Genomic DNA, 13,529 nt, shown 5'->3' with positions numbered 1-13,529 from the left:
TATACATTAGAGCGTATAATTAAACGGAGGTTTCCAATGATAAAGAAAATTGACCACAGTAAAATGGGCAGAAGTGAACTTGGATGGCTAAACAGCTGGTTTCATTTTTCATTTGCCGAATACTACAATCCCGACAATATGCAATACGGTGCACTGCGTGTCTTAAACGATGATCTAATACAGGCACACACCGGATTTGACACACATCCCCACAAAAACATGGAAATCATCACCTATGTGGTTGACGGTGAACTCACCCACGGCGACAGTATGGACAACAAACGGACGCTTACCCGGGGCGACATACAGTACATGAGTGCCGGAACCGGCATTTATCACAGTGAATTAAATGAATCAGATGAACGCCTGCGCCTGCTGCAGATCTGGATCTTACCGGATGCAGCAGAATATATTCCCCAATATGGTGACTATACTTTTCCCTGGATTAACAGGCTGAATCAGTGGTTCCAGATTGTATCATCTGAAGATGGTACAGCGCCAATACGCATTCATCAGGATATAAATATATTTGTTACCCAGCTTATTCAAAATCAATCCCTGGAGTATGAGATCCTTCCGGGACGCCAGGCATATCTGGTATTAATTGAAGGACGGGCACAATTAAATGAAGTTACGTTAGAGAAAAGGGATGCCGCAGAAATCTCTGCCGGAAAATTGACCATACAGGCACAATCAGAAGCCCATATTATTTTTTTTGAAATGAAAGAACGTTAAACGCAAAGACTTCCGACAGATCGCAATTCTGCCGGAAGTCTTTGTATTTATTACCTCTTTTATTCAAACCGAAAAACGGGAAATCCTTCATCATTCCATTTAACCTGCATTAACATTGCGTGGCGGTTTGGATTATACAATGGATCCCCGATAATTTCTTTCTCCGTTCTCGCATGATACACCATCATGTCATTTCCATCATTATCTTTCGTAAATGAATTATGCCCGGGTCCATAGATCCCATAAGCTTCATCTGAGGATAAAACAGGCATACGTTCTTTTTTCCAGGATAATGGATCCAGCAGATCGCTGTCCTCGCTCGCACTTAGCATCCCCATGCAATAAGCAATTCCTGTTTCACTTGCCGAATAGGTCAGGAATATCTGCTTATTATTTTTAATCACAGCCGGTCCTTCATTCACCCAGAAACCAACCCGTTCCCATGGATAGTCCGGTGTAGTCAGCAGCACCTGAACTGATTTTAATTTATACGGTGTTTCCAATTCTCCTATGTATAGGTTGGATATCTGCTTTCCAACACCTACTTTTTCAGCCCATACATAATAGTACTTTCCCAGGTTCTCGAATACGGTTGCATCCAGGGAAAATCCACGAAACGAAAATTCATCTTCATCGGCGCACTGCATCATTCCCCTCTCAGTCCAGGTTCCCGTTATCGGATTCTCATCACCGCACTCCAATACATAGGGACGGATCGCCCATATATCCTCTTTGTCACCTGCAGCAAAATACAGGTACCATTTCTGATCCAGATAATGCAGCTCCGGTGCCCAGATGTGTTCACTCATTTTCCCGTGCCCATGCTTGTGCCAGATCTCTGTCTCTTCTGCAAAAGGCAGTTCCTCTAAACTTTTAGAGCGGCGCAGTACGATTCCATCATATGCAGGCACCGATGCAGTGAAATAATACCATCCATCGCTGTGGCGGTAAACATATGGATCAGCCCTCTGCATAATCCATGGTGTATTATATTTTAGTCCTTCTTTTAATTCCATTTTACCTCCGCTGCCATATAGGAGTTCAGCCCAGTGTATCTCCATCCACCGGCCTGTACTTCACTATACGTTCTTTTTTAACTTTCTTTTCATTGATGAGATCAAGCAGAAGGCTTACGGAAGTCTGTGCAACTTCCTCCACGGAATTATAAATTGTCGATAATCTGGGCGATACATATCGCAGAATATCAATATTATCAAATCCCATGATTCCATAATCTTCTACTACCTTTTTCCCCTTCATCTGAAGATATCTCATTAATTCCAATGCGATCATATCGGAAGTACAGAAGAAAGCAGTCCTTTTATCTGTGTTCTTAAGTTCCTGATATGCAGGCTCTAAGTATTCCCAGCTTTGAATCAGCCCCTGTTCCACATGGGGATATCGATCCATTGTTTCTTTAAATCCCTTTGCTCTTTCTTCATGTACATAGACATTCTCTCTCTGGGCATCAGCCAGTGGCGGGCATACAAAGATTACCCGCTCATATTTCTTATTTACAATTTTTTCCGCTGCTTCAGCTGCAGCTTTTTTCCCGTCTATTCCAACAAAAGGGATCCCTTTTGCCACCTTATTGTCAATGGTTACAATGGGGATTTCAAGACCTTTTAAAAATTCCTTATACGCTTCCCCTTTGTTAATGGAGGAAAGAATAATTCCATCCATATGATAATCCGCCAGCCGGCAGAGCTGTTCCCGTTCTATTTCTACTTTATTTTCATGGAATGTGATATTCACAGAATAATCGATCTTCCTGGCCTCCCGTACAATCGCATTTAGCATCTGGGAAAAATAGCGGTTGTCGGAATCCATAATAACAACTCCGATATAAAATGTTTTTCCCTTAACAAGACCTCTTGCAAGCATGTCGGGACGATAGTCATGTTCTTTCGCTATTTTCAGAATCATGTCTTTTGTCTCTTCATTAATTCTTCCTGTATTATGAAGCGCTCTATGTACGGTTGTTCTGGACACCCCGCATAGCAGTGCCAGATCTTTCGTTGTTATTCCCATCTTTCTGCCCCCTTGCATATCGTAAGCCTGCATGCGATACTGCCTAAATGAGTAATGTGAACCTGTTCACATTTACCCCCTCGCATATCGCAGTAGTATGGCTTGTGAATACATTTATTCTAATACAATCCATGTGGCTTTACAATATTTATTTCCATACCCGGAAACTGCTGATTTCCAGTCCCCCGTATGTGCTTTAAATACGCTCTGCTGCCCGGATCATATTCCAGGACAGGGGGGCAAGCTCACATACCAGACGGTTTCCTTCTACTTTTCCGCCGGTTATCCTGCGTGGCTCTACGGCATCGTGCCGGATTAAATTTGTCATTTTCTTATCCTCACAGCTCATAGTTACCTGCTCCGTTATTCCCTTTATCTCAAATCCCTGAAGCTCACATTCAAAACAGATGGTCTCGTCTTCACTTCGGTTGACCAGGAAAAATACCACTTCCTGTTCTTCTTCATTATATACCGTTACACTGTCTACATAAGGCACCTCACCAAACCGTTCACAGGCATAGGACGGACAGTCAAATACTTCCGCTAAGACTGTTCCTCTTCCATATCTGGAAGTATAGGAAAATGGATAAAAGATAGGCTGCACCCAAACCCCGCCGCCTTTTTCCGTCATAATAGCTGCACTGATATTGGTAAGAAGGGACTGGCATGCAATCTTAATGCGGTCTGCATATTTCAGGAAATTCATCAGCATACTGGCAAACAAAAGAGAATCTTCCATACTGTATATCTGCTCACTGAGGTTTGGCGCTACCTGCCACGGACTTTTGTCTACCTGGGCAGCCACTTCCACATCTGCCATTGACCACACACCCCATTCATCGAAACTAATGAACAATTCTTTTTCCGAACGCTTTTTTGCCTTCACATAATCGCAGGTTCCGATCACCGTCTTAATATAGCGTTCCATATCCAAAGACTGTGCCAGAAAATAAGGTGTCCCTTTATCCTGTCCATCGTAATACTGATGCAAAGATATATAATCTACATAATCATAGGTATAATTTAACGTTATAGCTTCCCATTCCGGATAAGTTGCCATGTCGGATTTGGAACTGCCGCAGGAGACTAACTTAATACTGCTGTCCACCTGTTTCATCGCTTTTGCGGTTTCCTGTGCCAGACGCCCGTATTCTTCCGCGGTCTTATGCCCAATCTGCCAGTCTCCATCCATTTCATTACCCAGGCACCATGTATGGATACCGTAAGGGTTTTTTACACCATGAGCCTTACGCATATCACTGTAAAATGTACCCTCCGGGATATTGCAGTATTCTACAAAGGAAACTGCATTTTCAATCCCCTTGGTACCCAGATTCACTGCGAAAACAGGTTCGATCTCCGCTTTTTTTGCCCACTTCATAAATTCATTTGTACCAATTTCATTTGTTTCGATTGCACGCCATGCGATTTCCAGCCTGCGGGGTCTTTCTTCTACCGGGCCTACACCGTCTCTCCAGTCGTAACAGGAAACAAAGTTCCCTCCCGGATAACGGACTGCCGTAACTCCCATTTCTTTTACTTTTTCCAGAACATCCTGGCGGAAACCATCATCATCCGCTGAAGGATGTCCCGGCTCATAGATACCGGAATACACCACACGTCCCATATGTTCTACAAAAGAACCATAAATGCGTTTATCTATCTTTCCTTTTCTGAAATTTTTGTTTACAATCATAACTGCTTTCTGCATGTTTATACCCATTGCATATTGCCGGCTTGCCTGCAATACTGCCACACTTATACAGATTGAAAGAATCTCACCGTGGCTTCCTTTCTATGACATCATTTTCTTTCAACCAAAATTTGACTTATTAATTTAAATGTCCTTCTCTTCTTTCACTCATTACCTCTACTCTTTCATACCAGCTGTGGCTATTCCTTCCACAAAATATTTCTGGCAGAATATATACAATATTAATAATGGTGCCAGTGAGATTAAAGTCGCCGCAAGGGTCGGACCGTATTTAATTACCTTATTGCCAACGAGAACAGCAAGACCTGCGGACAATGTTCTCTTATTTGCAGAACTGGTCATCATCAGCGGGTAAAGCAGATCATTCCAGTTATTCATAAAATGAAAAATACCAAGGCTTGCAATCGCCGGCTTACATAGCGGAAGCATCAATGACCAGTAAATCCGGAATTCTCCCATACCGTCGATACGCCCGGACTCTTCAATAGATTTTGGCAGTCCTGCAAAAAATGACCTCATCATATAGATACCAAATGCACTTGTGGCTCTTGGAAGTATCAGTCCAAGATAAGTATCCAGCAGATTCAATTTATAAACTTCAATATAAAGGGGTGTCATGATAATCTGAAAGGGCACCATCATCGTCAGCAATATAATGGAAAAAATAATGTTGGATCCTTTGAAATTCATCCTGGCAAATGCATACCCCGCCATGGAATCAAAAAATACACTGAGTATCGTTACCGCTCCTGCAAAAATCACGGTATTTTTTGTCATATCAAATATGGGGATACTTTTTGTAACATACTTAAACTGATTCAGCGTCCATTCCACCGGGAAAAATTTCGGTGGATACTGAATTACACCCACATCTGTTTTAAAGGAAGATACCAGCAGCCATAAAATAGGAATGACAACCGTAAGGGCAACAAACAATGTTAAAATAACACCAACTATATTTCCCAGGGATCTTTTTTTAATCATTGGCTTCTTCCCCCTTATTCAGTACTAACTTTTTAAGGACAAAGGTAATAACTGCTATAATTACAAAGAGATATACGGAAATGGAAGACGCATACCCCAGATCATATGGTGCTGTCTGAAAACCTCTGTCATAAATATACTGTACCACAGTCTCTGTCCTGTTCAGCGGACCTCCCTGGGTCATGACATAGGTCTGGTCAAATACCTGCAGGGCGCTTATGGTCGTCGTGACCACACAAAAGCTGATCGTAGGAAATATTCCCGGAATTGTAATATGTATAAATTTTTTCCACTGTCCTGCACCATCCATATCAGCCGCTTCATAAAGGGATGCCGATATATTCAGGACAGCTGCCGTAATCAGTGTCAGTGTATAACCAAATCCTTTCCATGCAGTAACCACAATAACCGTTGGCATAGCCAGATTCGGATCCTTTAAAAAAGATACGGAATCCAGTCCGATCTGCTCCAGCCAGTAAGGAACAAGTCCCATGTTGGGGTCCAGAAGCATAGACCATACAATACTGATGGCTGTCATGGAACAAACAAAGGGCAGATAGTAAGTAGACCGCAATAACTTTGTATACTTATTATTTTTAGCCACATACATTGCCAGCAAAAGTGCAAGCCCTACTTGAAGAGGTACTTCAAACAGTGTAAAATACAAGCTGTTAAAAGTAGCATTCCCCACCCGTGAATCCTGAAATAATTGCTTGAAATTTGTGAGGCCTGCAAAAGAAATATCCTTCATAAAGATATTCATATTCAACAGGCTGATCACCAGCGATGACACCAGTGGAATGAACACAAATATTGTTAAAATAATCATCGACGGCATAATAAACAAATACGCGCATTTCTGATAATGCGGCCGATATTTTTTTCTTTTCTTCATTCTTATCCCCCGGAATAGCACAAGCTGACTTGCGCTATTCTTTAATTAGTAGTTTGAAAGCGATTTTCTTTCAAACCTATACCTCCTGCATATCACAGGTCCCGCCTGCGATAGAGCATGGATCTGCCTTCCGGTAACTTTTATTTGCCCAGAACTTTATCCATTGCCGTAACTGCTTCCCCTAATGCTGCATCCGGGGCTGCCGCTCCTGTGATCACCTTTTCAAACATTGGGATCATGACATCGTTATCAATCTGGCTTGCTAAAGAATAACCCAGATTATAGGATCTTCCTATCTCTGTTGCCTTGGATATGGAGTTCAATACCTCATCATTTTTAATCTCCGGGTCTTCCATCAGTGATTTAGACCAAACCGGGAAACCGTTTCTCTGGGACCATTCTTTTAACGTATCATCTGACAGCCAATATTTCATGAACTTATAAACAGCTGCCTTTTTCGTATCATCAATTCCCTTGGGAATCATATAGCTGCATCCTCCTGCCGGTGAAAAAGCTCCCGCACTGCCGGATACACAAGGTGCTATTCCGAAATTAATTCCTGCTTCTTTTAAACCGTTAATCTGCCATGGCCCGCTCATATACATTGCGATCTGTCCTGCCTGAAGCATTGTATCTGCATCCGGTCCCGTAAGGTTCATGGGAGTTACTTTTTTATTTACAGCCAGATCCTGCAGCCATTCTAAAGTTTTAACATTTGCTTCTGAATCCAGTAAGTTTTCATTTTTATCCGGGTCATCGGCATCTCCTCCATTTGCCCATAAGAATTGCATATAGGTAACATTGGTAGGCAGTGCCAGTCCGTATTGTCTCTTGGACTCGTCCGTAAGCTTTTCTGCAAACTGTGCTAATTCTTCCATAGTTGCGGGCGGAGTTTCCGGATCCAGTCCGGCCGCTGTAAACATATCTTTATTCCAATACAGGTATTGTACGTTATACTGCATGGGCACCCCGTATAATTTTCCGTCAACGCAGGAAAGATCCACCACATTATCCAGAAAATTCGTTTTGTCCACTCCTGTTGTTTCCCAAAAATCGCTGATATCCTCCAGGGAATCATTACTCACATAAGGTGCAATATTTTCAATTCCGAAGAGAACAAAATCCGGAGCTGTATTGGTGGCAATTGCTGCAGGCAGCTTCTGCTGAAGGGTATCGTTCGGCATGATATCCATGTTAATCGTAATGTTATCTGTATTCGCGGCATTATAGTTGTCCACGATTTCTCTCAAAATGTCTCCATCCGAGCCGGTAAATACATTCCAGAAGTCCAGGGTCACTGCTTCACCGGAAGACTGCTCATCGGGTGATTGTCCGTCGGATGACTGCCCGTCGGATGACTGCTCACCGGAGGCTGCTGGTGTGTCTGTCCCTTTTTCTTCACCGGTACTTCCAGCATCACCTGGAGCCTTCGAATTTTCAGTTGCTTCCTTCCCATTCTCAGATGTTGTTTCTTTACTTCCAGAAGTGCTTCCCCCGCATCCTGCTAATGCACCTGCTGTCAAACTTGCTGCTAATAATAAACTCCAAAACTTTTTTGCTTTCATATTCTACCTCCATATAGAATCAATACTGGCTGGTTCATTGCTTCATTTTGCACCAGTCTCCTTAGAGCATATTAAAAAATTGCTCTAGTGGTTATCACCAATAGTCCCCCCGGATATTGTTTTAATCGAGTCTCGTTTTGGTGAACATTTTTTGCGTACACGTGTGCTCTACAATTTGAATTATATATAATGTACATAATTTTGTCAAGTGTGTTTTTTAGATTATTATAAAATAATTTAATTTACTATTTATTTGAGGATTGTTTTATCAGTTTTGAATGCACCTGCTCTCTGTTGGTTTATTATATTTGGGTTTAGATGAGTAATGACGCTTTGTAAATGATAGGTAGTGTACGGAAAGAGAAGGGGGCGAGCCAGGACATTGATTTGGAAGGCTTACCGCAGAACTGGCATTTTCTAACCTTCCCAGAGCCCTTTTTGGCGGCACGCGGGCATTCGCTCCGAAATCCTGATGCATTTCGCAGCTCACTGCCCGCTTACAATCCGATGGGAGCCAGTCGAATTGTATCCGCCAAAAAGCACTCTGGGAAGGTAAGTRAATACTCAGCTCTGCTATACGCCTTCCAAATCAATGTCCTGGCTCGCCCCCTTCTCTTTCCGAGATAGCATTCGGTGATACAAAGCTGGTTTTCTCAGCGGGGTGGGACCCTGGGGTTGTGGCATGCTGAACAATATTGGCGTTAAGCAACTGATCTTGAGAACGGGATTTGTTTTATATTCTGCAATCAGAAAAAGGAATAGACTTTCATCTTCTATTATGCATAAACTGTCAAAATATACCGCTCTACATCCAATAAAGAACATCCATCTACACCCAGGGAATCTATCATGCTGAGAAGAGTAACATAAAGCAACTGAACTTATCACAGTGATTTGTTTCTTCATTCCAGAAAAAGCAGCAAACTTTCATCTCCTTTTACGCTTAAATAGCCGAAATATACTACGCTACATCCAATAAAGAACAGCCTGTCACAGCCCAGGGGTCCGACCATGCCAGTTTCCCACACCCATCTTTCCGTTGCACTATCTTCATCTACAAAGCGTCCCCTTACTCAGCTAAACCCCAATTTAACCAGTATAGCAGGATTTTGCTGTTGACTACACATTTGATATGTTTTATAATGTTTTTAATGTGGCGGCATGTGCCACAAAACTAAAAAAAGAGAGCGAATGAAGATGATTAAGAGCATGACAGGCTTTGGCAGGTGCGAAAACCTCCAGGGCAGCAGAAAATTTACAGTAGAAATGAAGGCAGTGAATCATCGTTACTTCGACGTGAATATTAAGATGCCCAAGAAGCTGAGTTTTTTTGAGTCAGCGATCAGAGGAATGCTTAAGAATTATATTCAGCGGGGGAAAGTAGACGTTTTCATTACATATGAAGATTTTACCGAAGAAAACTTTTCGTTAAAATATAATGAAAATATTGCAGGGGAATACGTTCGTTATTACAAACAGATGGCGAAGACATTTGGTCTGGAAAATGATATCAGGACTTCAACTCTTGGCAGATGCCCGGAAGTATTTACAATGGAAGAATCCACAGCAGATGAAAAAGAAATCTGGGCAGTACTGGAGGCAGCTTTGGAAGGAGCCAGCAGACAGCTTGTGGAAGCCAGGTTAAAAGAAGGTGATGCATTAAAAGCAGATCTCTTTGAAAAACTGGACGGTATGCTGGCAGATGTAGCTTCTGTAGAAGAACGGTTTCCTCAGATTATGGCGTCTTACCGTGAAAAACTGACTGAGAAAGTAAAGGAACTGTTAGGGGATACCCAGATTGAAGAAGGACGGATCGCAGCAGAAGTAGTACTGTTTGCTGATAAAATCTGTACGGATGAAGAAACAGTCCGGTTAAGAAGTCATATTGAAAATATGAAATCCTGCCTGATGGAAGGTGGAAGTGTCGGCAGAAAGCTGGATTTCATAGCACAGGAAATGAATCGTGAAGCAAACACAATTTTATCTAAGGCAAATGACCTGGAGACTTCCAATACGGCTATTAATTTAAAGACTGAGATTGAGAAGGTACGGGAGCAGATTCAAAATATTGAATAAGGTGGGAAAATAATTTGGCCAGATTAATTAACATCGGCTTTGGTAATGTGGTGAATACCGGCAAAGTCATAGCAGTAGTAAGCCCTGAAGCAGCACCTATTAAGCGGATGGTACAAAATGCAAGGCAGACCGGTAAAGTGGTAGATGCGACACAGGGAAGAAAGACCAAATCCGTGATTGTAACCGTTGATGATTTTATTGTATTGTCAGCATTACAGCCAGATACAATTGCAAAAAGATTTTCACTCAATATAGAAGATAAGCCAAAGGATGAAGAAGATGAATAGAAAAGGAATATTAATTGTTTTATCTGGTTTTTCAGGAGCGGGGAAAGGCACTTTGGTCAAGGCTTTATCAGGCAAGTATGATAATTATGCCCTGTCCATCTCTGCTACAACAAGAAATCCCAGACCCGGTGAAGAAGATGGACGGGAATATTTTTTCAAAACAGTGGAAGAATTTAAAGAAATGATTGCAGATAATGCGTTAATTGAATATGCGCAGTATGTTCAGAATTATTATGGAACACCAAAAGCTTATGTAGAAGAGAAGCTGAACGAAGGGAAAGACGTAATTCTGGAAATTGAGATACAGGGAGCCCTTAAGGTAAAAGAGCAATTCCCGGATACACTGCTGTTATTTGTAACTCCGCCGAATGCACAAACATTAGAAGAGCGCCTGAACGGACGCGGGACAGAAACCGCGGATGTGATCAGGGACAGGTTGAGCCGTGCCAGCGAGGAAGCACAAGGCATGGAAAAGTACGATTACCTGGTAGTCAATGATAAGCTGGAAGATTGTGTGGAAGAAATGCACGGAATCATTCAAAGTGAACATTTCAAAGCATCAAGAAATAACGAATTCATAAATACCATAAAAAAAGAGTTAACGCGTTTTGCCAGATAATTTCAAGGCAAACCCATTTTGAAAGGAGAAAGCATATGTTACATCCATCTTACACAGATTTAATGAAAGTTGTAAACAGTGAAGTAGAAGAGGGGGATACACCGGTTGTAAACAGCCGTTATTCCATCGTGCTTGCTACAGCAAAGAGAGCAAGACAGTTGATCGGAGGAGCAGAAGCTCTAGTGTATGATAACGGTAAAAAGCCCTTATCTGTAGCCGTAGAAGAGTTAAATAAAGGAAAGATCAAGATTCTCAGTGAAGATGAGACACTGGATGAAGAGTCAGACATTCAGGTACAGACAGAAGAATAAAATATTCCAGAATGAACCTGTATGTTCGATATAGAACAGATTGATTATAACCATAAAAATAAATAAGAGGATGTTTTGCTGTGGTGTCGGTAAAGACTTTGCAGCGAAACATCCTCTTTTAATTAATATATCTCATTAAATATTAAAAAATCTTAGTGGTCCATTGTGTACAATCCCAGACTTCCGTAACTACATCCTGGTAGAATTCCGGTTCATGACAGATTAGAAGTATACTGCCTTTATATTCCTTCAATGCCCGCTTTAGTTCTTCCTTTGCATCCACGTCCAGATGGTTAGTAGGCTCGTCCAGAAGCAGAATATTGGTTTCCCGGTTGATTAATTTACAAAGGCGTACTTTTGCCTGTTCACCACCGCTTAGAACACGTACCTGGCTTTCAATATGTTTGGTAGTCAGTCCGCATTTTGCAAGGGCACTGCGCACCTGGTACTGGGTCAGTGAAGGGTAGTCTTTCCAGATCTCTTCGATACAGGTAGTTGTATTCCCAGGAGCCATTTCCTGCTCAAAATAACCGATGTAAAGATAATCGCCAAGCTGGACAGAGCCTTCCAGAGAAGGAATCTGTCCCAGAATACTTTTTAACAGTGTGGTTTTACCAATACCGTTGGCACCGATAAGTGCTATTTTCTGTCCCCGTTCCATAGCCAGGTTCAGGGGCCTGGACAAGGGTTCATCGTATCCAATAACAAGATTCTCTGCCTCGAAAATGTATTTGCCAGCGGCCCGGGCTTCCTTAAAATGAAATTCAGGCTTTGGCTTTTCGGCTGCCAGCTCGATTTTATCCATTTTATCTAATTTTTTCTGACGGGACATCGCCATATTCCTTGTAGAAACTCTGGCTTTATTCCGGGCAACAAAATCTTCCAGATCACTGATTTCCTGCTGTTGGCGTTTATATGCAGATTCCAGCTGGGCCTTTTTCACTGCATAGACTTCCTGGAACTTGTCATAGTCGCCCACGTATCTGGAAAGTGCCTGGTTTTCCATATGATAGATCAGGTTAATGACACTGTTTAAGAATGGAATATCATGTGATATTAAAATAAACGCATTTTCATAGTCATTCAGATAGCGTTTCAGCCATTCAATATGCTGCTCATCCAGGTAGTTGGTAGGCTCGTCAAGGAGGAGGATATCCGGTTTTTCCAACAACAGTTTACCCAACAGTACTTTTGTACGCTGCCCGCCGCTGAGTTCCGTTACATCTTTATCCAGGCCGATATCCTCAAGACCCAGGGCGCGGCCGATTTCTTCTACTTTAGAATCAATAATATAAAAATCATGCATGGTCAGAGTGTCCTGGATGGTGCCCAGTTCCTCCATCATCTGATTTAATTCTTCTTCCGATGCATCACCCATAGAGTCACAGATGACGTTCATTCGTTCTTCCAGAGAAAACAGCTGTGCAAAAGCGCCTTTTAACACATCACGGATGGTCAGCCCTTTTTCCAGAACCGCATGCTGGTCCAGATATCCGGCATGGACATTTTTAGCCCATTCCACCTTGCCTTCATCCGGCTGTAATTTTCCGGTTACAATATTTAAAAAAGTAGATTTTCCTTCGCCATTTGCTCCTATCAGTCCGATGTGCTCACCTTTTAGCAGACGGAAGGAAACATCATGGAAAATCGCTCTGTCACCAAAACCGTGACTTAAATGCTCAACGTTTAAAATGCTCATTGCTGTATTAGCTCCTTAGTAATTATAGTTATCGATTTGATTATACAGGAAAATTCAAGAAAAGCAAGTATCTGAACAAAAAAACGCACCCGTTTGCGGGTGCGAAGCCTATAAAATAATTCTCAACATTCAATTTTTATTGTCCAGGCATAACCATTTTTTGTCCAGACATTGTAGTCATTATTTTGGGAGTTATAAGCAATATGATCCAGCTCCGGACAGGAGTTAACATTAATAATGTTTACATATTCGTTTGGCTTCAATTTCCAGTTTTTATTGCGAAGATAAGAATCAATTTCATGACTATGCATTTCTGTTACCTCCTTTGGTTGTCATTTATATACATAATCATTGACTGTTTTCATAGTTTTAATCAGTGTCTCTCATGTATATCATTATTATATCAGCAACTGCATCGGTAGGAAATGGTAAGATGTTAGAAACTATTGTAATAATTTTGGTTAATTTGTCGATTTCATGCAGAAGTCAGTAGATGTGAATGAGATTTTTCTGGGATAATATATAAAAAAGGACAATAAAAATTGGAACGGGTGGAATTGTGGTTTTGAGAACTTTACACATTCTCAAGTATTTTATTGACCTTTTAAGACGA

General features: G+C 41.7%; 13 protein-coding genes. 5 read left to right on the top strand and 8 right to left on the bottom strand.

Going from position 1 to position 13,529, the window contains the following annotated elements; genetic code table 11:
* Positions 1–36 precede the first annotated feature (36 nt).
* Positions 37–735, top strand: a complete 699-nt coding sequence (locus tag QR40_RS22425; protein WP_044296808.1) for a pirin family protein — start codon at positions 37–39, stop codon at positions 733–735.
* A gap of 59 nt (positions 736–794) precedes the next feature.
* Here the strand turns inward: QR40_RS22425 and QR40_RS22420 are convergent, their stop codons facing one another.
* From QR40_RS22420 to QR40_RS22395, 6 genes are all read right to left on the bottom strand, one after another.
* Positions 795–1,751, bottom strand: coding sequence for a glycoside hydrolase family 43 protein (locus tag QR40_RS22420; protein ID WP_044296807.1), 957 nt, complete (start codon positions 1,749–1,751; stop codon positions 795–797).
* A gap of 25 nt (positions 1,752–1,776) precedes the next feature.
* Positions 1,777–2,766, bottom strand: a complete 990-nt coding sequence (locus QR40_RS22415; RefSeq protein WP_027293312.1) for a LacI family DNA-binding transcriptional regulator — start codon at positions 2,764–2,766, stop codon at positions 1,777–1,779.
* Between the two features lie 196 nt (positions 2,767–2,962).
* Positions 2,963–4,477 (bottom strand): arabinosylfuranosidase ArfA, encoded by a 1,515-nt coding sequence (gene arfA / locus QR40_RS22410; RefSeq protein WP_044296855.1) that lies wholly within the window; start codon positions 4,475–4,477, stop codon positions 2,963–2,965.
* A 159-nt stretch (positions 4,478–4,636) separates the two neighbouring features.
* A complete protein-coding gene (locus tag QR40_RS22405) occupies positions 4,637–5,464 on the bottom strand; it encodes a carbohydrate ABC transporter permease (protein WP_044296806.1) in 828 nt (275 codons plus the stop codon).
* Complete coding sequence (locus QR40_RS22400) at positions 5,457–6,359, bottom strand: carbohydrate ABC transporter permease (protein ID WP_044289254.1); 903 nt, start codon at positions 6,357–6,359, stop codon at positions 5,457–5,459. Before QR40_RS22400 ends, QR40_RS22405 begins: the two co-directional genes overlap by 8 nt.
* A gap of 140 nt (positions 6,360–6,499) precedes the next feature.
* On the bottom strand, positions 6,500–7,924 hold the full coding sequence (locus QR40_RS22395; RefSeq protein ID WP_044296805.1) for an ABC transporter substrate-binding protein: 1,425 nt from the start codon (positions 7,922–7,924) through the stop codon (positions 6,500–6,502).
* 1,197 nt (positions 7,925–9,121) lie between these two features.
* Between QR40_RS22395 and QR40_RS22385 the strand changes: the two genes are divergently transcribed.
* Genes QR40_RS22385 through rpoZ form a run of 4 tightly spaced genes read left to right on the top strand, consistent with a single transcriptional unit; the run spans position 9,122 to position 11,217 of the window.
* On the top strand, positions 9,122–10,000 hold the full coding sequence (locus QR40_RS22385; protein ID WP_027293886.1) for a YicC/YloC family endoribonuclease: 879 nt from the start codon (positions 9,122–9,124) through the stop codon (positions 9,998–10,000).
* Between the two features lie 14 nt (positions 10,001–10,014).
* A complete protein-coding gene (locus tag QR40_RS22380) occupies positions 10,015–10,287 on the top strand; it encodes a DUF370 domain-containing protein (protein ID WP_027293887.1) in 273 nt (90 codons plus the stop codon).
* Positions 10,280–10,906, top strand: a complete 627-nt coding sequence (gene gmk, locus QR40_RS22375) for a guanylate kinase (protein WP_044296802.1) — start codon at positions 10,280–10,282, stop codon at positions 10,904–10,906. Before QR40_RS22380 ends, gmk begins: the two co-directional genes overlap by 8 nt.
* Before the next feature lie 35 nt (positions 10,907–10,941).
* Entirely contained in the window at positions 10,942–11,217 is a 276-nt protein-coding gene (rpoZ, locus tag QR40_RS22370) for a DNA-directed RNA polymerase subunit omega (RefSeq protein WP_027293889.1), read from the top strand.
* Between the two features lie 142 nt (positions 11,218–11,359).
* Here the strand turns inward: rpoZ and QR40_RS22365 are convergent, their stop codons facing one another.
* Positions 11,360–12,916, bottom strand: coding sequence for an ABC-F family ATP-binding cassette domain-containing protein (locus QR40_RS22365; protein WP_027293890.1), 1,557 nt, complete (start codon positions 12,914–12,916; stop codon positions 11,360–11,362).
* Positions 12,917–13,038: 122 nt separating this feature from the next.
* Entirely contained in the window at positions 13,039–13,227 is a 189-nt protein-coding gene (locus QR40_RS22360; protein WP_027293891.1) for a hypothetical protein, read from the bottom strand.
* Between the last annotated feature and the right edge of the window lie 302 nt (positions 13,228–13,529).

The organism is Robinsoniella peoriensis, assembly GCF_000797495.1.
Classification (GTDB): domain Bacteria; phylum Bacillota; class Clostridia; order Lachnospirales; family Lachnospiraceae; genus Robinsoniella; species Robinsoniella peoriensis.
This window is presented reverse-complemented; position numbering and strand designations above follow the sequence as displayed.

Excerpts from the sequence above, each read along its gene's own strand:
- QR40_RS22400 (WP_044289254.1), bottom strand. The coding sequence starts at position 6,359 with ATGAAGAAAAGAAAAAAATATCGGCCGCATTATCAGAAATGCGCGTAT.
- gmk (WP_044296802.1), top strand. The coding sequence starts at position 10,280 with ATGAATAGAAAAGGAATATTAATTGTTTTATCTGGTTTTTCAGGAGCG.
- QR40_RS22365 (WP_027293890.1), bottom strand. The coding sequence starts at position 12,916 with ATGAGCATTTTAAACGTTGAGCATTTAAGTCACGGTTTTGGTGACAGA.
- QR40_RS22360 (WP_027293891.1), bottom strand. The coding sequence starts at position 13,227 with ATGCATAGTCATGAAATTGATTCTTATCTTCGCAATAAAAACTGGAAA.
- QR40_RS22405 (WP_044296806.1), bottom strand. The coding sequence starts at position 5,464 with ATGATTAAAAAAAGATCCCTGGGAAATATAGTTGGTGTTATTTTAACA.
- arfA (WP_044296855.1), bottom strand. The coding sequence starts at position 4,477 with ATGCAGAAAGCAGTTATGATTGTAAACAAAAATTTCAGAAAAGGAAAG.
- QR40_RS22385 (WP_027293886.1), top strand. The coding sequence starts at position 9,122 with ATGATTAAGAGCATGACAGGCTTTGGCAGGTGCGAAAACCTCCAGGGC.
- QR40_RS22395 (WP_044296805.1), bottom strand. The coding sequence starts at position 7,924 with ATGAAAGCAAAAAAGTTTTGGAGTTTATTATTAGCAGCAAGTTTGACA.
- QR40_RS22420 (WP_044296807.1), bottom strand. The coding sequence starts at position 1,751 with ATGGAATTAAAAGAAGGACTAAAATATAATACACCATGGATTATGCAG.
- QR40_RS22425 (WP_044296808.1), top strand. The coding sequence starts at position 37 with ATGATAAAGAAAATTGACCACAGTAAAATGGGCAGAAGTGAACTTGGA.
- rpoZ (WP_027293889.1), top strand. The coding sequence starts at position 10,942 with ATGTTACATCCATCTTACACAGATTTAATGAAAGTTGTAAACAGTGAA.
- QR40_RS22415 (WP_027293312.1), bottom strand. The coding sequence starts at position 2,766 with ATGGGAATAACAACGAAAGATCTGGCACTGCTATGCGGGGTGTCCAGA.